The organism is Vibrio diazotrophicus, from assembly GCF_038452265.1.
GTDB lineage: Bacteria > Pseudomonadota > Gammaproteobacteria > Enterobacterales > Vibrionaceae > Vibrio > Vibrio diazotrophicus.
The window spans coordinates 1098914-1124023 of sequence record NZ_CP151843.1 but is presented as its reverse complement, the minus strand read 5'-3'; the positions used below and the strand labels follow the sequence as shown (position 1 = coordinate 1124023).

Annotated in this window: 22 protein-coding genes; 11 read left to right on the top strand and 11 right to left on the bottom strand. The window is 43.4% G+C overall.

What is annotated here, in order from left to right; translation table 11 throughout:
- Positions 1 to 206: 206 nt before the first annotated feature.
- Together AAGA51_RS20375 and AAGA51_RS20370 are read left to right on the top strand one after the other, a co-directional pair.
- Positions 207 to 941 carry a hypothetical protein gene (locus tag AAGA51_RS20375; RefSeq protein WP_342291580.1) on the top strand — a complete coding sequence of 245 codons (735 nt, stop codon included), beginning with the start codon at positions 207 to 209 and terminating at the stop codon, positions 939 to 941.
- Between the two features lie 3 nt (positions 942 to 944).
- On the top strand, positions 945 to 2699 hold the full coding sequence (locus tag AAGA51_RS20370; RefSeq protein ID WP_342291579.1) for a toxin-antitoxin system YwqK family antitoxin: 1755 nt from the start codon (positions 945 to 947) through the stop codon (positions 2697 to 2699).
- Between the two features lie 34 nt (positions 2700 to 2733).
- Here the strand turns inward: AAGA51_RS20370 and AAGA51_RS20365 are convergent, their stop codons facing one another.
- Positions 2734 to 3774 carry an IS481-like element ISVvu4 family transposase gene (locus AAGA51_RS20365; protein WP_000903432.1) on the bottom strand — a complete coding sequence of 347 codons (1041 nt, stop codon included), beginning with the start codon at positions 3772 to 3774 and terminating at the stop codon, positions 2734 to 2736.
- A gap of 381 nt (positions 3775 to 4155) precedes the next feature.
- Between AAGA51_RS20365 and AAGA51_RS20360 the strand changes: the two genes are divergently transcribed.
- Positions 4156 to 5898: a SulP family inorganic anion transporter gene (locus AAGA51_RS20360; protein ID WP_042485937.1), complete on the top strand. Its 1743-nt coding sequence runs from the start codon at positions 4156 to 4158 to the stop codon at positions 5896 to 5898.
- Between the two features lie 59 nt (positions 5899 to 5957).
- Here AAGA51_RS20360 and AAGA51_RS20355 read toward each other — a convergent pair whose 3' ends face one another.
- The 4 genes from AAGA51_RS20355 to AAGA51_RS20340 form a co-directional block, all read right to left on the bottom strand.
- Entirely contained in the window at positions 5958 to 6992 is a 1035-nt protein-coding gene (locus AAGA51_RS20355; RefSeq protein ID WP_042485456.1) for an NADP-dependent oxidoreductase, read from the bottom strand.
- Between the two features lie 125 nt (positions 6993 to 7117).
- Positions 7118 to 7714: a TetR/AcrR family transcriptional regulator gene (locus AAGA51_RS20350; RefSeq protein WP_042485459.1), complete on the bottom strand. Its 597-nt coding sequence runs from the start codon at positions 7712 to 7714 to the stop codon at positions 7118 to 7120.
- A 96-nt stretch (positions 7715 to 7810) separates the two neighbouring features.
- On the bottom strand, positions 7811 to 9493 hold the full coding sequence (locus tag AAGA51_RS20345; protein WP_042485463.1) for an RluA family pseudouridine synthase: 1683 nt from the start codon (positions 9491 to 9493) through the stop codon (positions 7811 to 7813).
- An 80-nt stretch (positions 9494 to 9573) separates the two neighbouring features.
- Positions 9574 to 10419 carry a DMT family transporter gene (locus AAGA51_RS20340; protein ID WP_042485464.1) on the bottom strand — a complete coding sequence of 282 codons (846 nt, stop codon included), beginning with the start codon at positions 10417 to 10419 and terminating at the stop codon, positions 9574 to 9576.
- 126 nt (positions 10420 to 10545) lie between these two features.
- Here AAGA51_RS20340 and dmeF point away from each other — a divergent pair, with 126 nt between their 5' ends.
- Positions 10546 to 11511 (top strand): CDF family Co(II)/Ni(II) efflux transporter DmeF, encoded by a 966-nt coding sequence (dmeF, locus tag AAGA51_RS20335; RefSeq protein ID WP_042485467.1) that lies wholly within the window; start codon positions 10546 to 10548, stop codon positions 11509 to 11511.
- Positions 11512 to 11523: 12 nt separating this feature from the next.
- Positions 11524 to 11940 carry a MarR family winged helix-turn-helix transcriptional regulator gene (locus AAGA51_RS20330; protein WP_042485470.1) on the top strand — a complete coding sequence of 139 codons (417 nt, stop codon included), beginning with the start codon at positions 11524 to 11526 and terminating at the stop codon, positions 11938 to 11940.
- 19 nt (positions 11941 to 11959) lie between these two features.
- Here AAGA51_RS20330 and AAGA51_RS20325 read toward each other — a convergent pair whose 3' ends face one another.
- Positions 11960 to 12544, bottom strand: a complete 585-nt coding sequence (locus AAGA51_RS20325) for a LysE family translocator (protein WP_042485474.1) — start codon at positions 12542 to 12544, stop codon at positions 11960 to 11962.
- Between the two features lie 110 nt (positions 12545 to 12654).
- On the opposite strand from AAGA51_RS20325, the gene AAGA51_RS20320 reads away from it, so the two are divergent.
- Positions 12655 to 13098 carry an Lrp/AsnC family transcriptional regulator gene (locus AAGA51_RS20320; RefSeq protein WP_042485477.1) on the top strand — a complete coding sequence of 148 codons (444 nt, stop codon included), beginning with the start codon at positions 12655 to 12657 and terminating at the stop codon, positions 13096 to 13098.
- Between the two features lie 79 nt (positions 13099 to 13177).
- On the opposite strand, the gene AAGA51_RS20315 is transcribed toward AAGA51_RS20320, so the two are convergent.
- A complete protein-coding gene (locus tag AAGA51_RS20315; protein ID WP_042485479.1) occupies positions 13178 to 14821 on the bottom strand; it encodes a methyl-accepting chemotaxis protein in 1644 nt (547 codons plus the stop codon).
- A 359-nt stretch (positions 14822 to 15180) separates the two neighbouring features.
- Between AAGA51_RS20315 and AAGA51_RS20310 the strand changes: the two genes are divergently transcribed.
- The 4 genes from AAGA51_RS20310 to pstB all read left to right on the top strand — a co-directional run bounded on the left by AAGA51_RS20310 (position 15181) and on the right by pstB (position 18716).
- On the top strand, positions 15181 to 16002 hold the full coding sequence (locus AAGA51_RS20310) for a phosphate ABC transporter substrate-binding protein (RefSeq protein ID WP_042485481.1): 822 nt from the start codon (positions 15181 to 15183) through the stop codon (positions 16000 to 16002).
- Between the two features lie 109 nt (positions 16003 to 16111).
- A complete protein-coding gene (gene pstC / locus AAGA51_RS20305) occupies positions 16112 to 17038 on the top strand; it encodes a phosphate ABC transporter permease subunit PstC (protein ID WP_042485484.1) in 927 nt (308 codons plus the stop codon).
- A 5-nt stretch (positions 17039 to 17043) separates the two neighbouring features.
- On the top strand, positions 17044 to 17931 hold the full coding sequence (gene pstA, locus AAGA51_RS20300; protein WP_042485486.1) for a phosphate ABC transporter permease PstA: 888 nt from the start codon (positions 17044 to 17046) through the stop codon (positions 17929 to 17931).
- A 35-nt stretch (positions 17932 to 17966) separates the two neighbouring features.
- Positions 17967 to 18716: a phosphate ABC transporter ATP-binding protein PstB gene (gene pstB, locus AAGA51_RS20295; protein ID WP_042485491.1), complete on the top strand. Its 750-nt coding sequence runs from the start codon at positions 17967 to 17969 to the stop codon at positions 18714 to 18716.
- Between the two features lie 88 nt (positions 18717 to 18804).
- On the opposite strand, the gene AAGA51_RS20290 is transcribed toward pstB, so the two are convergent.
- The 4 genes from AAGA51_RS20290 to AAGA51_RS20275 all read right to left on the bottom strand — a co-directional run bounded on the left by AAGA51_RS20290 (position 18805) and on the right by AAGA51_RS20275 (position 24104).
- A complete protein-coding gene (locus AAGA51_RS20290; protein WP_042485495.1) occupies positions 18805 to 19905 on the bottom strand; it encodes a GGDEF domain-containing protein in 1101 nt (366 codons plus the stop codon).
- On the bottom strand, positions 19902 to 20372 hold the full coding sequence (locus AAGA51_RS20285) for a molybdopterin-dependent oxidoreductase (protein WP_042485498.1): 471 nt from the start codon (positions 20370 to 20372) through the stop codon (positions 19902 to 19904). Before AAGA51_RS20285 ends, AAGA51_RS20290 begins: the two co-directional genes overlap by 4 nt.
- 287 nt (positions 20373 to 20659) lie before the next feature.
- The gene (locus tag AAGA51_RS20280) at positions 20660 to 22039 is read right to left on the bottom strand and encodes a YjiH family protein (protein WP_042485501.1); all 1380 of its coding nucleotides are present in this window, start codon (positions 22037 to 22039) and stop codon (positions 20660 to 20662) included.
- A 388-nt stretch (positions 22040 to 22427) separates the two neighbouring features.
- Entirely contained in the window at positions 22428 to 24104 is a 1677-nt protein-coding gene (locus tag AAGA51_RS20275) for a SulP family inorganic anion transporter (protein ID WP_042485505.1), read from the bottom strand.
- 257 nt (positions 24105 to 24361) lie between these two features.
- Here AAGA51_RS20275 and AAGA51_RS20270 point away from each other — a divergent pair, with 257 nt between their 5' ends.
- Positions 24362 to 24991, top strand: a complete 630-nt coding sequence (locus AAGA51_RS20270; RefSeq protein WP_042485508.1) for a hypothetical protein — start codon at positions 24362 to 24364, stop codon at positions 24989 to 24991.
- Positions 24992 to 25110 lie beyond the last annotated feature (119 nt).

Below are 25110 nucleotides of genomic sequence, written 5' to 3'. Positions count from 1 at the left end.
TGACAGGCACCAAGTCGAAAAGTGGGTAACTGTCAGATCAGGTCTGAATTAGTACAAATGAACAGTTTGACTCTTTAGATTTCAGTGAAGATTGGAATCATGATTATTCTATCTTCGAAGTGATATTTTCTCAGAAACCCAACAACGTACAGTTTTATATTGACTATACCGACCCAACCAAGAGCATCACGCAGCTAGTCCAATTTGTGGATTATTTTTCTTATCTTGAAGATACAAACAATCCATCATTTGTGGAAACCATCAACGATGCCAATGAACTACCTAAGAGCGAAGAGCCATTCTCTATTGAATCTGCCTTCCCAGTCGTGTCGGATATATATGGGTTAAAGTTTACCCTTCCTCAAGACTGGCAACAAAGCTGTGAGTTAAGGGTCGCAAAAGGGTTTTCAGTTAATAATCATTCAGTCTTGTGGCTTCGCAACGGCAGTCAAAGATCCGAATTTTTCTTGTCAACAGAAGATGGTATACGCCGAAATTTCTATAACAAAGAAGTAACTACAGAACTGATTTGCAACTCTCGACCAGAAGAAACGTATTTCACTCCTCAAACCGTATCTAACAAACCTTGGTTGATTAACGTTGATTCTTTAAATGAGTTGGACCCCAACGTCGATGTTCTCTCTATGACGATTGAAACGTTTGTACAACGTTTCAAGTTCTACAATCGTGACCAAAATTCTTTAGTTGTGTTAAATGCTCAGAAGGAGCTTACAGGTTTTGAAAGCTTCAGTAACAGTGGTGCGCCAGATAGATATAGGGTAAATCCATTTCGTCAGGAGTTACTGAGCAGTATTTTAAGCGATGAGGGATACCTTGTGGTATCAGGTGTTGTTACTTCAGGAAAATTGACTTCTCTGCAACCATTTCAGTACCAGCGGCAGTGGCAGCACTCTTTCCCTGCTTTCCCTTCGGAGCAATAAGCTATGCGTTTAATAACTCTAATTATTATTGCTCTTAGTTTTAGTCCTTTTGCCTACAGCAAGGTTGTCTGGCTTGATGAACAATGGAAGGAAACAAGTAAAGAAACGGCTTCATTTTATATTGAAGTTCCCTTAGAGAGAGATGGTAAGGCTTGGATCGCGGAGATTTACTACAAGGAAAATGATCAACTGCGTTTTAAAACGAAGATTACACAAGATTCCATTTTTCATCCGGAGGCAAATCTAATAGGTGACCACTATTACTATTTTAAAAATGGGGATATTCAGTCGAAAGGTTCTCTTGATGAGAATGGACAGGGGAATGGCAAGGTCGTTGGTTATTTTGAGAATGCTCCTGAGAAAATATGCTCTATCGCATATTTTATAAATGGTGTGAAACATGGCCCAGAACTAAGTTTTTATAGTAAAGGCGGGCTTTCCACAGAAAGCGAATATCGAAACGGAAAGCTTCATGGTTTACAAAAGTTTTATTCCCAACAAGGTGTGCTATCTGAGCAAAGAAGCTATGAAGATGGTCAATTACATGGGCCACAAAAAATCTGGGGTGAAGAAAGTGCCATTCTGGTTTTAGTGGAGCATTACCAATCTGGTAAAAAGCATGGTCAACAAACACGCTATTTCGCCGACGGGACGCTTGCAGAGAGCAAGTTCTATTCACAGGATACCCTTATAGGAAATCGAGAATTATTCTATTCAGACGGCAGACTGAAAGAGCGTGAACGCTATGATGAAAACGGTCGCCGAATGGAAAGAAATTATTTTTATGATCACAATGCTCAAAGAGTCGAACAGATATGGAGTTATACGGATAGAGGGGTTACTGAAGATAAGAGGCGCTACCAAGATGAGCAACTTATACAGCACGAACGCATATTTACGGGAGAAAACACTCTTGCAGGGCAAGTAATCGAAGAAGAGTTTGATCCCCAAGGTACGCTAATTGCTCGCAAAGAAACTCGTAATGGGAAGTTATATGGGGAGCATATCTGGCATGAGAAGATCGACCGTTCTGAGTACCGAATTTCGAATACTGGCTACTATGTCGATGGTTTACAGCATGGAAGGTATCTAAGTAAGGCTCAAGATGGAAGTACCTTGGAACAGGGACAATATTTTATGGGCGAAAAGATTGGACCTTGGCTTTATAGAGCTCCCAATAGTGAACGCACAGTTATCTATGATGAATATGGTAAGAAGCACGGAGAAGAACGAGAGCTGGCTTCGAATGGTACAGTCATCAGTCATGCAACTTATCATCACGGACAGTTAGATGGGTTATATGAGCGGTATGATGATGATCGAACACTGCTTGAATCGGGTATATATAAACTGGGTGTCAAAAATGGAGCATGGTTAGAGCTAGAGACCACGGGGTACAGTAATAATTACGTATCTAAAGGGGAATATCGGCAAGGTAATCGAGTAGGTTTGTGGGTTTCAACAACTAAGAGTGGATATGAAATTGGCCGTAGTAACTATAATGATGAAGGTCAATTACATGGAATTCGTTACCACATGGATCCCAATGGTAGTGGTGCATTAACGAAAGTAGAGCACTATGTGAGTGGCCTAATAGTGGGGAAGCAGTTCCAATATCGTGATGGTAAACTCGCAAAAGTGACGCTCTATGATGAAAATGGACAGAAGCAGAAAGTAATATTTCAGGATCCTGAAGTGAAGGAAGTTTTTGATCTCGAATCGCTACTATTTAATTGTACTAATTCAGACCTGATCTGACAGTTACCCACTTTTCGACTTGGTGCCTGTCAGATTATATCTGGGCTAGATTCTTTTCAGCCCAGATTGATTTCCCATCCTCTAATGTTTCTATCGGCGTTCTGCCACAGCACATTTTTCCTTGATGAGTACGGTGATTGTTGTAGTAGTCCATCCATTCGTCCAGATCTTTCTGCAACTCTTCGATAGAACCATACAGTTTCTTTCTGAATGTCACTTGGTAGAACTCATTCAATATGGTCTTGTGGAAGCGCTCGCAGATACCATTTGTTTGTGGTGACATCGCTTTAGTTTTCGTGTGGTCGATATCATTAATGGCTAGGTAGAGCTGGTAATCGTGCTGCTCAACACGACCACAGTATTCAGTGCCTCGGTCAGTCAAGATTCGCAGCATTGGCAGTTCATGCGCCTCAAAGAACGGTAGAACCTTATCATTCAATATATCCGCTGCGGTGATTGGTGTTTTCGTTGTGTAGAGCTTGGCAAAGGCGACTTTACTGTAGGTATCAACGAAGGTTTGTTGATAGATGCGACCAACACCTTTCAAGTTGCCAACATAGAATGTGTCTTGAGAGCCGAGATAACCTGGATGCGCTGTTTCTATCTCACCACAAGCCTCATCATCGTGCTTCTTACGCTCAAGAGCCGCAACTTGCTCGTCTGTTAGGATAATACCGTTCTCTGCGACCTGTTTCTCCAGTGCGATAAGACGTTTCTTGAAGTTCTCTAGGTCATTGCGAAGCCAGATTGAGCGTACGCCACTTGGAGAGATAAACACTCCCAATTTACGTAATTCATTACTCGTTCTAACTTGTCCATGAGCTGGGAAGTCGATGGCGTATTTGATAACGGCTTGCTCAGTTTCACTATCAACACGGTTCTTCAAATTCGGTGCTCTTCGGCTACGGTTAATCAGAGCATCAATACCCCCCGTCTCAACCAACTCTTGATAACGGTAGAAAGTATCTCTTGATACCCCCATAACCTTACAGGCTCTAGATACATTACCGAGTTCTTCTGCAAGATTGAGAAGGCCCGCTTTGTGTTTGATAATTGGATTGCTAGTATGAAGCATGAGAGTTACCTCTTTTTGTCTTTGATTAGTGATTAAGCACCTTTAATCAAAGTGGGTAACTCTCTTCTTTTCAAATTGAAGTGTCAGATCTAGTCGGAACTAATACAATTTAATTAATACAAGGTTTGCCTATAGAGGTCGCTGACTTACTTCTGTGCTGTCTATGATTACCAGTTTGCAGCGATCGTTATAAGAGAGTTCAAGTTTCGATACAAAAGTAATATTACTTTTTAAGCCTGTCTCAATGACAGGCTTTTTTATTGCATTTTTATTTCAATGTTTATGTGAAGGGTTTGAACAACTTAGGTTATGCTTAATGGAGAAATTAAGTATGTGATGTAAGGAACACAGCAATTGAAACACGTTTCGATCGAACAATGGATGCCCGGTTTTAATCAACTGAAACACTATGAACGTTCATGGTTTAAAGATGACCTCCGAGCCGCATTATCTGTGGTAGCTGTCGCCTTGCCAGTTGCTATTGCTTATGCGCAGTTAACTGGAGTGTCTGCGATTGTTGGTCTGTATTCGTGTGTGCTTCCTATGCTGGTTTATGCCTTGTTCGGAACCTCTCGGCAGTTAATCATTGGTCCTGATGCCGCAACTTGTGCGGTTATTGCTGCGGTGGTTACGCCTTTAGCCGCAGGCGACCCGACTAAACACTGGCAGCTTGTTATGACCATGACGGCGATGACTGGTATCTGGTGTATTTTAGCCAGCCGTTTCAAGCTGGGTGTTCTGGCGGATTTCCTATCAAGACCTATTTTGCTTGGCCTGCTTAACGGTGTGGCGTTGACCATTATTGTCGGTCAGTTTGCGAAGATATTCGGTTTGAAGTTCGAGCAGCGTTATCTGTTGGAACGATTGTATGAAACTCCTTCACTGTTGATGAGTCCTCATTGGCAAACCTTGATGATCAGTACCACGACTGTGGTTGTGTACTTGGCTTCAAAACGCTTTCGACCTCAGTGGCCAGCGGCAATGTTTGCGATTTTCATTACGGGTGTGATGGTTTGGTTGATGAAGTTAGACACCGTTGGTGTACAAGTGGTGGGCGTTATTCAAGGTGGGTTGCCAGCGTTTCAGGCTCCAACATTTGATATTGGTGTTTCCCGTGAACTCGTGGTTCCAGCACTTAACTTAGCGGTAGTAAGCTTCGTGAGTATGATGCTGACCGCACGTAGTTTTGCAGCGAAAAACGGCTATGACATTGATGCAGACAAAGAATTTCAGGCATTGGGACTTGCGAATCTCGCGTCTGCATTTTCACAAGGTTTTGCGATTAGTGGCGCAGATTCTCGCACCGCAGTGAATGATGCAAACGGCGGCAAATCACAACTGGTTTCAGTGATTGCAGCGGCGGTGATTGGCGCAATAGCGATATTCGCGTATCAGCCATTACAGTACATTCCGATTGCTGCACTAGGTGTTGTGCTGATTATTGCGTCAATGTCTTTACTGGATTTAAAAGGGGTTTGGCAACTTCGCAAACGCAATAAAGATGCGTTTTATCTTGCTTCCATTACGCTGGTGTCAGTGCTGGTTATTGGCGTTATTCCCGGTATCACTTTGGCGGTATTGTTGGGCTTGTTTCAGTTCCTTCGCGTGGTCATGCGTCCGAGAGACCAAGTATTAGGTTTGGATAAAAAAGGTACGGTACGTTCGATTGATCCTTCAGGCAAAGCGACAGCGATTCCGGGTTTGATCATTTATCGTTTTAACTCTCCGCTTACCTACTTTAACGCGCCGTACTTTAAGCGCCGATTATTGGAACTTTCAGAAGCTGGTGGCAGTGACGTTGTGTGTGTGGTGGTTGATGCGGTCTCAAGCTTTACTCACTTAGATCTTAGCGTGATGGCGATGCTGGGCGATGTTCAGACGATTCTGAAAAAACGAGGCATTCGCTTAGTGATCGCAGGGCGAAAACGTAGCCTACGTAAATGGTGTGAGTTAACAGGCGTGCCTGTTGGTGACGGTGGGGTAGTGCTTCGTGCCGATCTCTATTTAGCGATTAAGCTTAGCGGCTGTTATCAAGAAGCGGTTCAGGAAGGTCAGGTACCACCGGTGCAGAAAGAAGACGATCCAAACGAGAATACAACCAATGCAACTCCCGAAGTTGCTTAAAGTACAAACCAAAAAAAGAGCCTGTATCTACAGGCTCTTTTCGTATCCGGATGTTGAGATTAAAGCGGTTTAGCAACTTCAATCACTAGCTTGCCGAAGTTCTTACCTTCTAGCAGGCCAATTAGCTGTTCTGGAGCATTTTCCAAACCAACTTCAACTTGTTCACGGTATTTGATCTTACCTTCTGCTACCCATTTATTCATGTCTGCAGCAAACTCGCCGTAACGGTGACCGTAATCATCAAAGATAATAAAGCCTTGAACTTTTAGACGTTTAGTCAGGATCAGACCAGTTAGTTGAGACAAACGGTCTGGACCTTCAGGTAGAGATGTTGCGTTGTATTGAGCAATCAAACCACACACTGGCATACGAGCTTTGGTGTTCAACAGAGGCATAACGGCGTCGAATACTTTACCGCCCACGTTTTCGAAGTACACATCGATACCTTGTGGACAAGCTGCCTTAAGCTGCTCTGCAAAATCTTCCGCTTTATGGTCGATACAAGCGTCCATACCCAGTACTTCAACTGCATAACGACATTTCTCTTCACCACCAGCAATACCAACAACGCGGCAGCCTTTGATTTTACCAATCTGACCAACTGTTGAACCTACTGGACCTGTTGCTGAAGCAACAACAATGGTTTCACCCGCTTGTGGTGCACCGATATCCAAAAGACCCATGTAGGCGGTAAAGCCTGGCATACCAAGAATACCTAACGCCCATGAAGGGTTTGTTGGGTTCGCACCTAGTTTCAATAGGCCTGCGCCATTGGATAGTGAGTATTTCTGCCAACCGGTCGTGTATGAAAGAACCCATTCACCAACCTGGAAATCTGGGTTGTTTGATGCTTCAACCTGACACACAGTGCCACCAATCATGACGTCATTGATTGCTAAAGGTTCAGCATAAGATTCAGCATCACTCATGCGGCCGCGCATGTATGGATCGAGTGATAAGTAGATAGTACGCAGTAGAACTTCGCCTTCTTTTGGTTCTGGTTTAGCAACGGTTTCTAAGCGAAAGTTTTCTGGTGTTGGTGCGCCTACAGGGCGTGATGCCAACACGATACGTTGGTTTGTTGAGTCAGTCATTGAACTTTCCTTTTATATTTCTAGAATAATTAGACCAGTCGTCTAGTGTTCGTTTCAAAAAAACCGCTACGGAAATAGCGGATGAATCTGTTAAATCGGCACAGGTTAGCCGTTGTCGATATCGCTTAGTTGAGCTGTTCACCTTTTAAAACTTGTTCGGTTACTTTTAGTGCCTGAACTAAGCTCGCGTCATCGAGACGAATTTTGTTTATTAAGCTCGCACCAATCCAAAGGTTGTACAGCAACTCTGAAGTTTGGCGGCTATCTTTCACGTTTATTTCTCCGGACTGAATACCTTTTTCAATGTATTCTGCCACGGTACTAATCACGCGGTCTGTGCCTTTATGCAGCGCCAAGCGCATCGGCTCAGATAAATCAGAGACTTCACCTGCGAGTTTCACCACTAAGCATTTACCAGTTTGGCACGCACTGCTGTTTTGTTCCATCCAGTAACGCCAATATTGCATGAGCTTTTCATACTCACTCATATCACTGTTGGCGAACAGGTTTTCGAGCTTCTGCTGGTAATGATTGAAGTAATCTTGCAGCAGCGCTTCTCCAAACTGTTCTTTGGATTTGAAGTAGTGGTAGAAAGAACCTTTCGGTACTTCAGCATTTTTCAATAGCTCAGACAGGCCAACACCGGTAAACCCTTTGCTGGCAACCAGTTCATAGCCAATGTCTAAAATATGCTGTTTGGTGTCGTGTGATTTTTCGTTCATGGGCGGCAATATAATTTAAATTAGACCAGTCGTCTAGTGATTTTTTAAATGAACCTTAAAGTACAAATTTGGCTTACTTGCTCAATGAAATTGAACTTAAAAATCAGGATCGACTTGGAAGTGCATACGCTCTTTTGTGTAGGGATGATCAAAGCTCAGCCTTTCTGCGTGCAGATGAAGGCGCTTATTTTTTCGTCCGTATAGGTCATCGCCGACAATCGCCATATTCAAGCCGTCGGCGTGAGCACAATGCACACGAAGCTGGTGTGTTCGCCCTGTTTTCGGATACAAATAAACCCTGCTTTTGCCTTCATCGCTGCTGATTTTTTGCCAAAAGGTTTCTGCTGGTTTGCCGTGTTCGTAGCAAACCATTTGGCGAGGTCGGTCATCTAAATCACCACGCAGAGGAAGGGTGATTTCACCAGAATCCGCTGTCAGTTCGCCACTTAATATTGCTACGTAGCGCTTTTCAACGCCGCGAGTAATGAACTGCTTTTGCAAACTCTTGTTCGCGCGGCGAGTGAGTGCAAACACCAGTATTCCGGAAGTCGACATATCTAACCGATGCAGTACAAAAGGGCCTTCTACGTCGGTAAACATTGCCTCTAAGCGGGTTAGAACCGAATCTTTGATATTCACTCCGGGTACAGACAAAAACTCAGCGGGTTTGTTGACGACGACAATCGCTTCATCTTGATAGAGGATTTCGATCTCTTTGCCGTCAGCGGGGTTTTCAAGCAACGGATTGTCATCCAGTTCAATACCTTCAAGCATGTGGCCTAATATCGGATGGCACTTGTTGTTACATGCCGGATAATATTTCTTATGTTGGCGAATTTCGGATTTTGGTGAACGACCCCACCAGAATTCCGCCAATGCAATCGGCTTTAGTTGGTGTGCAAAAGCATATTGCAACAGTTTAGGGGCAGCACATTCGCCAGAACCGGCTGGTGGAATAGGGTTCGCCGTGCCTTCAAAGATGTCGACCAGCGATTTTTCATCACCCTGCTGATTTAAAAACTGATATTGCGAGAACAGCTTTTTCTGCAAAGCAGCAGAAAGCTGCTTACGCTTTTCTTTGAGTTCATCGAGCTGATTTTGGTGTTGTTCAAGTTCCGCTTGAAGCTGTGCTAACTCGTTATCCCACTTTTGTTTGAGATGCTTGAGCTGATTCTTTTCAGTGACGCTTTGTTGTGCAAGTTGTTCAAAAATCTCAGTTATCTCATCGTTCGACATGTTTTCAGGCGGTGTTTGACGCAGTAATTTGCGCTGCTTGCGTCCTTCAATCATCACTTGACGATGGGCTTCAATTTCTTGCTCTGCTTGCTTTTGACAAGCTTGAATCGCCTCAGTTAACTGCGCAGATATTGGCGACTCATTCAGCTCTCGAACTTGGCGGTTAATCTCTGCAATTTGATTGGCTTCCAAGCGGAAGAATGTCTCGTCTTCAAAACGATCAAATACTGGCGGCACGAAGTGAGGCTGTTGTAACTTTTCCGCCAGCAGACCAGAAAAAGCGGAGAGGTAACCTAGTTCGCCTTTTTGATTTTGTACCACTAACACGCCAAACATTTTGCCGTGAGAATCGGGTTCATTTTCAGTGAGCCCGAAAGGGTGTGTCCAATCGGTCTGAGTTTCAATATGTTGCTGGAGCTCTTTGGCGGCGATTTCGCTTAGCGGATGAGGTTCATAGCAAAACGGAAAAGTAAAACGCTCCGGTAATGTGTATTCAGAAATGTCAGTCTGAAATGGGGTAAAACAATGATCGGAGTGCTTCATAACGCTGGAACCTCTTTTAGGTCAACAAAACCTAGATAGATATAAGCGCGGAATTTTACTGGGCGCAGAGGGAAAATCCATCATTTTGTTTGTTTACCCATAATCACCAGAACGATGCCACCGAGAATCAGTGCGCTGACAGGGGTCAGGTGCAGGGTAAATGCTTCTCCCACCAGTAGAGTTCCGCCTGCTATGGCAATCACAGGTACAGACAATTGAGCGACGGAAGCCTGCAACATGGACAGATGACTAATCACTCGATACCACAAAATGTAGCCAGCAGCAGAAGCAATACTGCCGGAAATCAAAGCGAGAACGATACCTTTGGAGGAGCTTGAATCTAGGTTCACCATCCACGGTGTCAGTAATACGCAAAGTAGCCCAGCGACCCAAAATCCTTGAGAAATGGCTGAAATAGGGTTGCCGCTGTTGCGGCCGACCAGAGTAAAGACAGCCCATGCTAACCCCGAAAGAATCATCAACAGAGCGGAGAGAATATCGGGTCTGGTGACGCTGGGTGCCATGAGATAAACAAAACCGGATATAGAAACAACTAAACCCACAAGTTCTAATGCGTTGATTCTGTTCCCTTGGAAAAAGTGCGCCGCAAGTAAGCTAAGTTGCACCGTACCAAACAGAAGCAGAGCGCCTGTTCCGGTTGATAGCTCCAAGTAGGCAATAGAAAAACACAATGCATAAGTAAACAGAGCCAATCCAGCTTTGATGGCGAACATCGGCTGGTAGCGCCTCTCTGTCTTTTTCACCATCACACTGTGTAAAACAATCAAAGTAATGGCCCCTGAAACCAGACGAAGGTAAGTAAAGGTGGTGGCATCAATTGTTTGGTCTTGCAACGCTAGGCGACACAAAATGGAGTTTGCTGCGAAAGCAAACATGGTAACGACAGTTAAGAAAACAGGTGACACTATGATTAACCTTCTTGTTATGTTCTGGATAATTTAAGGTTAAACACATGTATACAACAAACTTTAATTTACTTTGATAATCAAACTAACTACACTTTAGAAAATTTGATTATCAAAGTATTTATTATGCAAACTCCAAGTTGTCCTCAAACGCAGACGTTTTCATACACCAACGAAAAAGGTGAAAAACGTACCCTTTATGTTCTGCTACTTACCGTTGTCACCATGGCTGTCGAGATTGTTGCGGGTAGTTTTTATGGATCTATGGCCTTGCTTGCTGACGGCTGGCATATGGGTACACACGCCGCTGCATTTTGTATCACGTTGTTCACTTATCGCTATGCCCGTAAACATGAGAAAACCCGAGCGTACACCTTTGGTACTGGTAAAGTTGGTGTTTTGGGTGGATACACAAGTGCAATCGGCTTAGGTTTGGTGGCGTTAGTAATGGCTGGAGAATCCATTCATCGCTTGTTTAACCCGCTAAGTATTCAGTTTAATGAAGCGATTATTGTTGCTGTCGTAGGTCTTGTGGTAAACGTCGCCAGTATGTTTTTATTGCACGACCATCACGACCATCACGACCATCACGACCATCACGACCATCACGACCATCACGACCATCACGACCATCACGACCATCACGACCATCACGACCATGCTCATGAGCATCATCATGATCACAACCTTACGGCGGCTTACATGCATGTGCTGGCTGATGCGTTAACTTCGTTATTGGCTATCGCGGCTTTGATAGTAGGTAAATATTTAGGTTGGGTGTGGTTAGACCCAATCATGGGTATTGTTGGTGCTCTTGTGATTACTAAGTGGGCAGTAGGTTTAATGAAGCAAACAGCGCCTATTTTGCTTGATGCTCATATCAGCCATGACTATGAAACGAAAGTGCTCGCCAAACTTACTGAAGCAGGCGCAAAAGTAATTGATATTCACGTTTGGAAAGTGAGTGCGAATCATTATTCTGCGGCGATACGAATGTCTGCTGAGTCGAATAAAGATGCACTGTACTTTAGACAGGTGTTGAAAGAGTTTGATAGACTCCACCACCTTACGCTAGAAGTAAACCCGCTTTAAAGGCTATGACATATGCACCAGTTGACCGAGCTTAACAACCTGATTACTGAGTTCTACGACAAGATGTCCTCTTGGGAGATGTCCGTTGTTAAAGAAACAGGGTACTCATTGGCTCAAATTCATACTCTTGAGGTGTTAGGCTCTCACGGTGCAATGCGAATGAAAGAGTTAGCGAATCGACTGAGCATTACAACGGGAACACTAACCGTTCAAGTGGAAAAATTGGTTCAGGCGGGGCTAATAGAACGTCAATCCATCGAAGGGGATCGACGTTCTATTCAGGTTACTTTGACTGAAGAAGGGAAAGAGGTGTTTCAACAACACAACGCTTTGCACATGTCGCTCACTGAAGAGCTCACTCGTCGTTTTAGTGCTGAGCAGCAAAAGAATCTGGCTCAAATGCTGACGCTAATCAATCAAGAGTTCTAACTCTCTCTAACTTCCCGCTCTAAAGCATTGGGACTACGGAAAGCAAGAGTAGTCCTCCCATCGCTCCGTTAAACCAGCGCACATATTTCGGATGATGCATCCATTGACTAAGCTGTTTACCTGCCGCCGTCCAGACACTGACTGAAGGAACATTCACCATCGCAAATACAATTGCAATAATGGCTAAACCAACCCAGCTGGTGGTGTAGTTGTAAACACTCACTGCGGTCAAAGCCATTGACCAGCCTTTCGGATTCACCCACTGAAACATGGCTGCTGAGAGAAAAGTCATTGGTTTATAGGTCGTACTGCTTTGACTTGGCTTACTAAGCACAATTTTGACAGCCAGATAAACTAAATAGCCTAAACACAGCCAGTGCAGTACCTGTTGAATGATAGGGTATTGTTGGAACACGCCAATCAAACCTATACCAACCAAAATGATCATGATGCTAAAGCCAAAAGTGACACCAGCCATATGAGGGATGGTTTTTTTGAAGCCAACATTCGCTCCAGACGTCATCAACATAATGTTGTTGGGACCAGGGGAAAACGTGGATACAAACGCAAACATCACTAAAGGCCACCATTGATATAAATCCATTTTCTCTCCTGCAATTGTTATCAAATGATGGAAAAATTGTAATTGGATGCGAACGCAATTTTGTGCTTATATTTGTGTCTACTGCAATTTAAAAGCAATAAAATTTAGCTATGGATAGATTTGACGAAAGAATATTGTTTGAGCTTCAGGGCGACGGAAGAATCTCAAATGTCGAGCTGGCGGAAAGGGTGGGATTATCGCCTTCGGCTACGTTAAGGCGAGTGCAGGAACTGGAGAGAACCAAAGTGATCAAAGGTTATCGCGCTGTATTGGACAAAAATCAGCTTGAAGTCGGTTTTATTGCCTATGTCTCTATAGGTTTAAATAGCCACACTAAGCAGTCGCAACTCGCATTTGAAGATCATGTTCGTTATGCCAAGGAAGTGGTGGAATGCCATAACATTACAGGCATGAATGAGTATCTGCTGCGCGTGGAAACTAAGGATCTAAATTCGTATAAGCGCTTTCACTCAAATGTCTTGGGTGAAAGTCCACAAGTGAAATCCATCTCGACCATGGTGGTGATGGATTCGCCGAAAGATGAGCGGCAATAGAGATTCGAAAACGTACAATACAAAAAAGGCGACGGAATTTAACCATCGCCTTTGTGTTTATGTTAGAGCTACAAACGGTTTAAACGCGGAAGTGGCTAAGTTGTTCTTTCTGCTGCTCTGCAAGTGCAGACAGTTCTTGGCTTGCTGCCGCTGACTGGGTAATACCAGCAACGTTCTGGCTTACCAATTCATAGATAGTTGCCAAGTTGCGGTTAATATCCGAAGTCACATGGTTTTGTTCTTCAGAAGCTGAGGCAACTTGCGTGTTGATGCCATTCAGTTCCGAAATCGCCAGACTAATATTGTTGAGATATTCACTTACCTGATCGCCCAATGCTTGATTGGTTTCAATCATCTTCAAGCTCATATTCATACTGTCATTTGCAATGCCAGATTTGCTTTGCAGCTCTTCAATGATGAGCTGAATTTCCTGAGTAGATTGCTGAGTACGTGCCGCGAGCATACGGACTTCGTCGGCAACGACAGCAAAGCCACGACCGCTTTCTCCGGCACGCGCCGCTTCAATTGCCGCGTTCAAAGCCAGCAAGTTGGTTTGTTCAGAAATGCCTTCAATCACTTCGATGACCTGACCAATTTGCTCAGACTGTTCTTTCAAACCATTCACAACCAATGCTGCTTCATTAAGCTGGCGAGCCATATCGATACTTGCTTTGTGGCTTTGTTCGAATATCGCCAAGCTCTCTTTTGCTTGCTGATTTGCTTGTTGCGCAGCTTGTTCTGCTTGAGAAGCATTGTCGGTCACACTCTGAGCGGCACTTTCAAGCTGGTTTACCGCTGAAGCCACTTGTTCCACTTCTTGCTTTTCTTGGTCAGAGTTAACACTTGATTGTGTCATCACTGCCGCAAGTTCTGTTGAAGCTGAAGCGACTTCGACACTAATGCGGATTAATGTTTCAACTGTTTGGCGCAGCTGTTTGGTTGTGGCGTTGATGTCTCGAGTTAGCGCACTCACTTCGTTGTTGCCTTCAACTTCAGCTTCAACTAGCAAGTTACCTTTCGCAACTTCACGCATAATCGTTTGTAGACTCTGAATCGGCTTAACGATGATACCCGCTAAAAGCCAACTGCAAAGTGCCGCAAGAATCAACACGGTAACAAATCCAATCATGGAGTTTTGCATTACTGTACCGTGATGATTTTCGGAAGCTCTGACACTTTCCAGCGCAAGGACGTTGAGCCTGCTTGAAAGTGCTTCAATCGCTTTGACCATTTGCGCGCCAGCATCTCTGTACGCGGCAGAGGCCTGCTGATATTTACTGTCAAAGCTTGAATCAAGATTGGTTTGGTTATGCTTAGTTTTAAGCAATGGGATCATGGTGTTAAGAGAGTAATCTACATAGTACTTCATCGCTTTTTGCAGCGAGGTGACTTCTGGCTGTAGACCTTGAACTGTGTTTAGAGATTGAAGAAGCTGAAGGTTCTTTGCTTCGTTCTCTTTTAGTACGGATTGAAGACGTGCGACTTCGTCAGGAGTGAACAAGCTATAGATAGCACTGATGCGCATACTATAGGTGTTGTTAACAATATTAGTGACATCATCTTTGTGCTCAACAAGCTGCTCGGTGGATTGAGTAACATTTTTGAACGCAGTTTTAAGACTTGATGAGCTATATGTAATACCAACAGTCAGAAGAAGCATAGTAACAAGTACAGGCACGACAACCTGTAACTTGATAGACAACCCGGAGATCAGCTTTCGCATGATTTATCCTTATGTAAATAGTAGTAATTATTATTTGATATTTTTGTAACTTAGGGAGTTTATCGATTTAGAGTAATAATTCAATTATCTCTAACTTCAAAATAGTCAAGTTTTGCCTAGTATTTGAGCATTTGTGCTGCCTTTTTGAAGATTGTCTGATTTTTTACTCAGGTGATAACGTTCCCAATTGAAATTTTATTTGAAATGAGAAACTGGGTACATATGTTTTGAGGGCTTTATTTCAATTTGTCATGCAGTTTTCAACGAACTGAAACACAACTGTCACATTTGGATTCTAAAGTGAATCCCGTTCCAGTAAATCAACGGCAAATAAATTAGCCACTTAAGGAAAGAATGTGATGAAAAAGACAGTAATCGGTGCAATCGCTCTTCTAGGCGCCCTAGCAATTAGCCCTGTTTCAGCAAAAGAAACTATCTCAGCAGTGGGTTCTAGCAGCGTAACACCACTGATGGAAGTTTTCTCAGAAACATACATGAAAACAAACTCGGACGTTTTTATTGAAGTACAAGGCCCAGGCTCTTCTGCTGGTATCAAAGCAGCGAAGAATGGCAGTGCAGATATTGGTATGTCTTCTCGTGGACTGAAAGACTCTGAAAAAGAATCAAACCTAGTAGAAGAAGTGATTGCTCGCGATGGTATCGCGGTAGTTGTTCACCCAAGTAACAAAGTGAAAGGCCTAACAGCAGAGCAAGTTTCTGAAATCTACAAAGGCGAAATCACTAACTGGAAACAAGTTGGTGGTGAAGACAAGCCAATCGTAGCGATCACTCGTGATACAGCTTCTGGTACTCGTGGCGCGTTTGAAGAAATCATGGAACTTAAGAAAAAAGTTTCTGGTAAAGAAGTTTCAGCTATTTCTCAGCGTGCGCAAGTTGCGAACGGTAACGGTGGTCTGAAAACTATGGTTGCTTCTAACCCATACTCAATCGGCTACATCTCTCTAGGTACAGTAGACGGTTCTGTTCATGCTCTAGCAATCGACGGTACTCCAGCAACAGTTGAGAACGTTAAAGCTGGTAGCTACAAAGTTGCTCGTCCTTTCCTAGTGCTTTACAAGAAAGGTGCTCCATCTGCATCAACACAAAAGTTCCTAGACTGGATGCTATCGGATGAAGCTCAAAAAATCGTTGCTTCACACCACTACATCTCAGTGAACTAAGATTTAAATATTTAAGCTTTGCTCAGCCCGCCTTGGGCTGGGCTTTTGTATTACATATCGGCGAACTAATGAATGTTAGCTAGCTCGGTAGGTGAGATTGAGAACATCTATGACCATCGCAAATAGTGACAAGCTTATGGATATCGAAAAGACGCAAGCAAAGCGTAAATTGCGTGCACAAAAGCGCGTAGATTGGAAAGAGCGTTTCTTCCACGGTTTGTTTTTGACGAGTGCCGTTATCGGTATCGTTTCTCTAGCTGTTATTGCCTACTTCATCGTTAGAGAGAGTATTCCTGCATTCCAAGAAGTTGGCGTTTCTGGAATCGTTCTTGGCCAAGACTGGTTACCACCGGCGTTATACGGTGTGGCTACCATGATTGTGGCATCGGTTGTTTCTACTTTCGGAGCGGTAATTGTTGGTGTTCCTATCGGTGTGCTGACGGCAATTTTTATCGCAGAGATTGCTCCTAAAAGTGTTGCGGACATCATTCGCCCAGCGGTTGAATTATTGGCGGGTATCCCTTCGGTTGTTTATGGCTTCTTCGGCCTAGTCATTATCGTTCCACTAATCCAGAATATTTTCCAAGTACCGGCGGGTAACACAATCCTAGCTGGGATTATTGTTCTTGGTGTGATGATTCTGCCAACTGTAATCACTGTATCTGAAACGTCGATCCGAGCTGTCCCTCGTGCTTATAAAGAAGGTTCTCTGGCTCTTGGCGCTTCAAACATCTACACCATTTTCAAACTTCTCGTTCCGGCGGCACGTTCAGGCATTATGACTGGTGTGATTCTGGGCATTGGCCGCGCGCTTGGTGAAACCATGGCGATCATCATGGTGATGGGGAACGCGCCAGCAATGCCTGAAGGTATTCTTGACTCAGCGCGTACTTTGACGGCAAACATTGCTATTGAGATGTCTTATGCCAGTGGTGTTCACGCCAACGCGTTGTATGCAACAGGTGTTGTGTTACTTGTGTTTATCATGATGCTTAACGCGGCTCTTCTGTACCTAAACCGTGAGAAAGCGAGGTAACGACTATGAGTTTCGCAAATCAAAAAAGAGCGGATCGCGCAAAACTAAAACAAGCACGTGAATTTAAAGACAACGTTTTAAGAGCGTTTATCTGGCTTGCGGCGGCTTTAACGGTTGGTTTTCTATTCTGGATTATCTGGTACATCCTATCTAACGGTTTAAAACACGTGGATTGGACATTCGTCACGGACGACTACACTCGTACTGGTGATGAACACGGTATTTTCCCGATGATCATCTCAACCATTTATATGGTGGTAGCTTCAATCGCGGTTGCGGCACCGATGGGTATCATGACGGCGATCTATCTTACCGAATATGCCAAAGTCGGCAGTAAGCTGGTGAAGATAATCCGTTTCTGTACCGAATCATTAGCGGGTATTCCATCGATCATCTTTGGTCTGTTTGGTATGACGTTCTTTGTTGTGATTCTTGGTTTAGGATTCTCGATTCTTTCGGGCGCATTAACCCTAAGTATCCTGATTCTGCCAGTGATCATTCGTACCACAGAAGAAGCATTAATGGCGGTACCACAAACGTATCGCGAAGGCTCTTATGGTCTTGGCGCTTCAAAAATTTACACCATCTGGCGTCTCATTTTGCCAAGTGCGATCCCAGGTATTCTAACTTCTGTCATTTTGAGTATTGGCCGCGTTATCGGTGAGTCAGCACCGGTGTTTTTAACCGCAGGTATGGTAGCTCGTGTTCCTGATTCTCTTTTGGATTCAGGTCGAACATTGACGGTTCACCTTTACAAACTGACAACTGAACTATTCACGATTGAAGAGTGGAATCAAGCGTACGGAACAGCCACTGTGCTGATTGTTGTTGTGTTGCTCATCAACATGGTTACCAAGTTAATCGCTAAGCGATTCAACACGGCAACTTACTAATCCGATACGACTGACAGAATTTAAGAGACACGACAATGAACAAATTTAATATTGAAAATCTGGATTTATTCTACGGCGAAAACCAAGCACTGAAATCTATCAACCTGCCAATTCCTACTCGTCAAGTGACGGCGCTGATTGGTCCATCTGGTTGTGGTAAATCAACGCTATTACGCTGCTTGAACCGCATGAACGATCTTATCGAAGGCGTCACCATCAAAGGCAAGCTTGAGATGGATGGTCAGGATATTTATGGCAACGTTGATGTTGCAGATATCCGTATTCGTGTAGGTATGGTTTTCCAAAAGCCGAACCCATTCCCTATGAGCATCTACGAAAACGTGGCGTACGGTCTACGTGCTCAAGGTGTGAAAGATAAGAAACATATTGATGAAGTGGTAGAACGTTCACTGCGTGGTGCAGCGCTTTGGGATGAAGTGAAAGATCGTTTGAAGTCACACGCGTTTGGTTTATCGGGTGGTCAGCAGCAACGTCTATGTATTGCTCGTACTATCGCAATGGAACCGGATGTGATCCTAATGGACGAACCGACGTCAGCTCTTGACCCAATTGCAACACACAAAATTGAAGAGTTGATGGAAGAGTTGAAGAAAAACTACACCATCGTTATCGTTACTCACTCAATGCAGCAAGCGCGTCGTATTTCTGATCGCACCGCATTCTTCCTGATGGGGGAGTTAGTTGAGCATGACGACACGCAGGTGATTTTCAGTCAACCAAAAGATGACAGAACAAAAGGCTACGTGAACGGTGATTTCGGCTAATCGCAACGCATTCACCAAAGAGATGTCTTCACTGACAATACTTACTGGCTAACACTATATAACTATAAAGCGATGGTAACCTTGCCCCTCATAATGAGGGGCCTTTTTTTTGATGCTTCATTACATACATTTTTTGGTCGGCAATGTGAATTAATTGGTTGATGTCGGTAGCATCATTTGGATAGGAGCTGATGCCAATACTGGTATTTAAAGCGCGATATTGATTGTCACCGACAACAAATTTGTGTTCAAAACACTGCTCAATAAGACTTTTCATCCCTTCTAGTTCCAGCGGCTCTACACTGTTAATAATGAGTGCAAACTCATCACCACCCATACGGAAAAGTTCATAATCGAAGGTCGGAATATGAGACAAACGTTTGGTTACTTGTTGTAAAACAGAATCACCAGCCAAATGCCCAAAGTCATCATTGATGGCTTTAAAACCGTTGAGATCCAACAGGAACAGCGAGTAATGACTACTATTAGGTCGATGTGAAATGGAGCGAAACATCGACAATCGGTTGCCGATATCGGTCAGCGGGTCCGTTAACGCTAACAAACGATGGTATTGAGCCTCTTTGTACCAAATGAAACTCACCAACCCGATAGAGAAAAACAATAGCAGAATGAGTGCATATTGAATATTAGTCACATACTCAGCTTGCGCCTTCTGCTCTAAATACATAGGGCTTTGAATTTTGAAGTTATCGTTAATGTATTGAATCACGTCCTGATAAAGAGCTTCGGTTCTCGTTGTGAAGTTAGCGAGTGACTGCTCGTCGTTGACGCTCACCAATAAGGATTCAAGTAGCTTGAAATGGTCAAATGTATTTTTGAAGTAGTGCAGCGTGCCGTCTATTTCTAAGAATTCATCCGCTTCGCTGTTATGCAAAATTAGATCAAAACGGCTCCAAGTAAGCTCATATTTTAGCTTCACATTTACGAGATCTTCTGGGGTATCGAGAGCATGAGGCATGATAGATACCAGCTCTGTAAATTCTTTGGTTAGGTAGAACAAAAACCAAGTCGCTTTATGCTGCTTATAGGTGTAGGAACGAGCTAACTCCTTGGTTGAAGTTAGCGTATAGAGATTAGCGATCATTAAAACAACAGAGACGATCAGTAGCAGCGTCTTTGTACGTTGAATTAATGGATGTAACTGCTTACTTTGAGAGGCTGCAATCATTTGTATTTAATCGATATCTCTTTAAGTTGCCATACCATTTGAGTGTGGTACTCCGGGGTATCTGTCTGCGGATATTTCGACATATCGTAAATAAACCAGAATGGGCCTTTGTCGCGTACTCGCATGGGTTCGCCATTAATAGCGTAAGCCACAATTGGAGTGTAGCGCTTCAAATCATCAATAGAAGTGGTTGAGGAGTAGTCGTTCAAAGCGATAAAGGAAACACTGGCTACATCTTTGGTTTTTAAATAACTCAACAAATCGATCATGGTGAAACCAGTAAAGACTGCGGCGTCAGGGTTGTTTCCCCAAGGAGTGCTAGTGGTAAAACTCACAACAGGTAACTCGCTTTTTAGCTGATGCATCGACAGTACAACTGGTGCTTGATCTGGCAGTCTTACAGTTAAGTCATACGCAGACGCGAAAGTACTAATAAAGAGTAGAGAAGCAGCTAAAATCCGTTTCATTCCATTCATTCACTTTTATATGTTGAGCGCTATTTGTACATAAATCGTCTGCAAAACGATCTATTCAGAATTTTCCTACGAAATTATACGGTGCATATCTAGCCAGTTCTATTTTTTATTAAGACTTATAGTGCTTAAGCTAGGTTGTTTAGGACTAATAACTGGGGTTTTATGCAATGAGGTGAATGAAATTCTGGGGATAGATATGGAGGGAGTTTTATATCATTTCAGCACAAGGGAATAAAAAAGGCTTCAACGAGTGAAGCCTTTTGTTTGCGAGTCTGAAATTAGAAAATCAAATGTGCAACACCAGCGATAACCGGTAGTGTGATTAATGTACGTAGAATGAAGATAACAAACAGTTCTACGAAGTTAACCGGAATACGGCTGCCTAGCATTAGCGCACCGACTTCAGACATGTAAATAAGCTGAGTAACAGACATTGCTGCGATAACAAAGCGAGTCATCTCATTATCAATTGAAGCTGCAAGGATTGCAGGAATGAACATGTCTGCAAAGCCAACCACAATTGTTTGAGATGCTTGAACCGCTTCTGGTACGCCTAATAGCTCTAGGTAAGGAATAAATGGTTGACCCAGAATCGAGAACACAGAGGTGTATTCAGCAATAACAAGAGCAACAGTACCTAGACCCATAACAACTGGAAGTACACCGAATACCATGTCGATAGCGTTACGAATACCTTCGCCAAACACCGACTTGAATGATTTCACTTGGCCAGCTTTCGTTAGTGCAAGCTCCATACCCCAAGAAAAAGACGAGTGACCTGCTGGAATCGCATCTGCATCCGCATCAGGTTTTGAACCATCAATGAAAGTGTTCTTCTTCAAGCTTAATGGTGGCAGGCGAGGAATAATGATCGCCGCAACAAAACCAGCTAAACAGATAGCGCCGTAAAATGGCAGGAATAAATGTTCCAATTCTACCTGAGCAATAACCACTAGACTGAACGTGATAGATACTGCTGAGAAGGTTGTACCGACAACAGCGGCTTCACGTTGAGTGTAGAATTTGTCTTCATATTGCTTACTTGTCAGTAGGATACCTACGCTGCCGTCACCTAACCAAGAAGCCACACAGTCAATTGCACTGCGGCCCGGTAGGTTAAACAGAGGACGCATGATTTTGCTTAGTAGCGCGCCCATCAGTTCTAACAAACCAAAGTTAAGCAGTAGTGGCAGTAGCAGACCGGCAAAAATGAACACAGAGAATAGCGTTGGTAATAAGCTTTCCAGAACTAAACCACCTGTGTCTCCTTCCCAGATAGCTTCAGGACCAACTTTGAAGAAAGTCATGATTACCGCTGCACCGCCAATGACTCGTACAGCTAACCATAACCAAGAAGGGTTAAATAGGTTGTTTAAGAATGGCTTCTCAACAATGAATGCCGGTTTGAAAAGTTTCGTCGCAAAAGAAGCAACCGACATAAATGCAATAATAGTGGTAATAATTGCAACTAAAGAGTCACCAAACAAAGCTTGTACTGATTTTGCTAATACAGCGACAGGAATGGTGAATGAACCGTCATAACTGATCGGTGCCATAAATAGGAACACCCCGATCAGAGAAGGGATCAGGAACATCCATAAACTTCCAGAAGATTTCTGTTCTACTGGAGTATCTAGTGTTTGAGCGTTATCTTGCATTATTTTTCTCGTGTTACTACTAGTCAATTAACACCATGTCCTTGGTATATTAATTCACTAAACATCCGTATTTACTCATTGGCGCGAGAATATCTATTTTTTGAAGCCTAAGCAATACTATTCATCAAAAAAGAGTAAATATTCATTCCTTTGCACTCTGAGAATGGCAAATCATGGTGATTTGTTTCGTTATTGTTACACTGGTGAAGGATTTGTATAAAATCATTTGTGTGCTTAATGTGAAGTTGGGCACAGACTTGTAGATCGAAATGCGGGTCGAAAGAGGTTTGCTTTCTATAAGTTACAGAATTATAAAGAAAAGCTCTTGGTTATTCGACCAAGAGCTAGAATCTAAGGATTGACAAGGGGAGATGTTTGCTTTTTCGCGTTAGGTTGGGTCTGAATTTGTTAATGAATTTTTATCGATGGTATTTAAGCTGATACGTAACGCGTCATCGAATTCTTTATACACATTCTCTTCACCCACAAGTTGAATAATTCCCGCCCTGTCGAGCTTTTGGGTGACACGCGGATTTGCACCTGATATGAGTACCGTGACATTTTTATGATGGAAGTTTTCGATGATTTCTTCGAGAGCTTGCAGTCCGGTAATGTCCATAAACGGTACCCATCTTAAACGGATGATAAGAATCTTCGGAGTTTCCTGAATGCTGGTCATCACACGTTCAAACGTTTCCGCTGCGGCAAAAAAGAACGGTCCATCGAGTGCATAAATAGCCAATTCTCGTGGTAATGCGCTCTTTCCATGACGCTGTAAATCAGGGGTTAATTCTTCAGGTGTTGATGCTTTCACTTCAACGCTTGAAGCCATGCGTTTAACAAAGTGAAGAATAGCAATAATCACACCTATGTTTACAGCCACTACAAGGTCTGCAAAAACAGTCAAGCTAAAGGTAATAAGCAGAATAACCACATCCGCCTTGGGAGCGCGTTTAACCAGTTTAACGAAGTGTGGAATTTCACTCATATTCCAAGCAACGACGAATAAAATCGCGCTAAGTGTTGCCAATGGAATGTTAACTGCCAGTGGCGCTAAAACGAGTAAGATGACAACAAGTGTTAAGGCGTGAATAATGCCGGCTAGTGGGCTATTACCCCCATTGCGAATATTGGTTGCGGTACGGGCAATAGCGCCTGTTGCTGCAATACCACCAAAAATAGGTGCGATGATATTGGCAATGCCTTGGCCCACTAACTCTTGGTTTGAATTGTGTTTAGTGCCCGCCATACCATCGGCAACAACCGCAGAAAGCAAAGATTCAATCGCGCCAAGCATAGCGATAGCAAAGGCAGGACCGATCAACTGAATAATCTGAGAAAAAGAGATATCTGGGACAGAAAGCTCTGGTAAACCTTGAGGAATACCGCCAAAAGCTGAGCCTATGGTACGCACGCCATCAAAGCCGATGACATACTGCAATGTGGTCACCACTACCAGTGCCAGTAAAGGTCCCGGAATGCGTGACAACTTTGGAATTTTAGGCGCTGCAATGACCAATACCAAAGATAATAAGGCTAATAAGGTGGTTGTTAAGTGAAATTGTGGGAACGCGTGGAAAATAGAAATCAGTTTTTGATGAAAATGCGCACCGCTGATCTGAGGCAGACCAAAGAAATCTTGCCATTGACCGACCCAAATGATGACGCCAATACCACTGGTAAAGCCGACGATAACAGGATCTGGGATATAGCGAATGATACTGCCGAGTTTGGTTACACCAAGAACAAGCAGAATGACACCCGCCATCATGGTCGCGATTTGTAATCCACCAACGCCATGCTGAGCAACAATCCCCGCCAAAATAACGATAAATGCGCCAGTAGGACCTGCGATTTGAACTCGCGAGCCGCCAAATATAGAAACAATTAAGCCAGCAATAATTGCGGTATAAATACCTTGTTCAGGTTTCACCCCTGATGCAATCGCGAATGCCATCGCTAAAGGAAGAGCAACCACCCCGACAATCAATCCCGCACTTAAATTGTTTAACCAATGCTTACTTTTGAACAGACCTGCTTTATGGGATTCATAGATGGCAAACATATCAATAGCCTTAAATATGGTGTGGTAATCGAACGGCGTCTGATTCTACGCTCATTTCCTATCCTGTAAAGGTAGGATTCAGATAGATTTTTAGCTGCAAAGTTTCCCTAGATTACAGTCCCTCGCGGGTAAAAATGACACTATAGCAAAGCGATCGTAATGAATTTTTACTAATTGTCTGTTGGCTTAGTACTCTCAAAGTCGGAAGGCTTGAGTTATAGTGTCCGCGCCTTATAAAACATCAAACTATAAACATTATGAAAAAACGTCTTTTACCTATTCCTCTGATTTTGCTCACTCCTATTGTTTTACTCGTTATCGTTGTGGTGGCGGGGGTCTATCGCTTCTCACTTTCTGATCAAGAGATCATGGCGAAATTTCCCACCACAACAATAAAGCAAGACCCGATCGCTCAAGCTGTTTTTGGATTGGACGTACCCAACCCAATCACCGTCCCGGTTCCTGAAACCCCAAGCTTTGCATTTATAGAGTCTTGGGATGAGCAGCAGCGCTGGGTGGTTGGCACTTATGATTCAGGAAGTGAGCGTGGCTCTGTCGCATTGGATACTCAACTAATGCTTAAGTTGGAAGGCTTTGAAGAGCAACATGGTTATCTTTCGGTGATTCGTGTTTCGAATCAGGGCTCAGGCGTATTCAACTATTTAGCCTTATTTAAATATGACTCACTCAGATCTCGAATGGTGATGGTCAGCAGCCAGCTTTTAGGGGATCGTGTCGATGTACAATCGTTGGTACAAAATGGTGGCAACGTAACCGTGACACTTTTAAGCCATGCAAATAATGTGGCTTTTTCTGAGGCAGCAACGGAATCTGTGTCTATACTGTTTTCGATATCGGAGAAATATCAGCTATCTCTATCCAATTAGGAACGCAGTTTCAGCAGGGTAGGTGCATAGTAGGATAATGGCTTAGTGATACTCAGTTGTTTGAGGAAACTTCTTGGCTGAAGTTGAAAGTTTATTTTTGAGTTTCTATCATTTGCCTA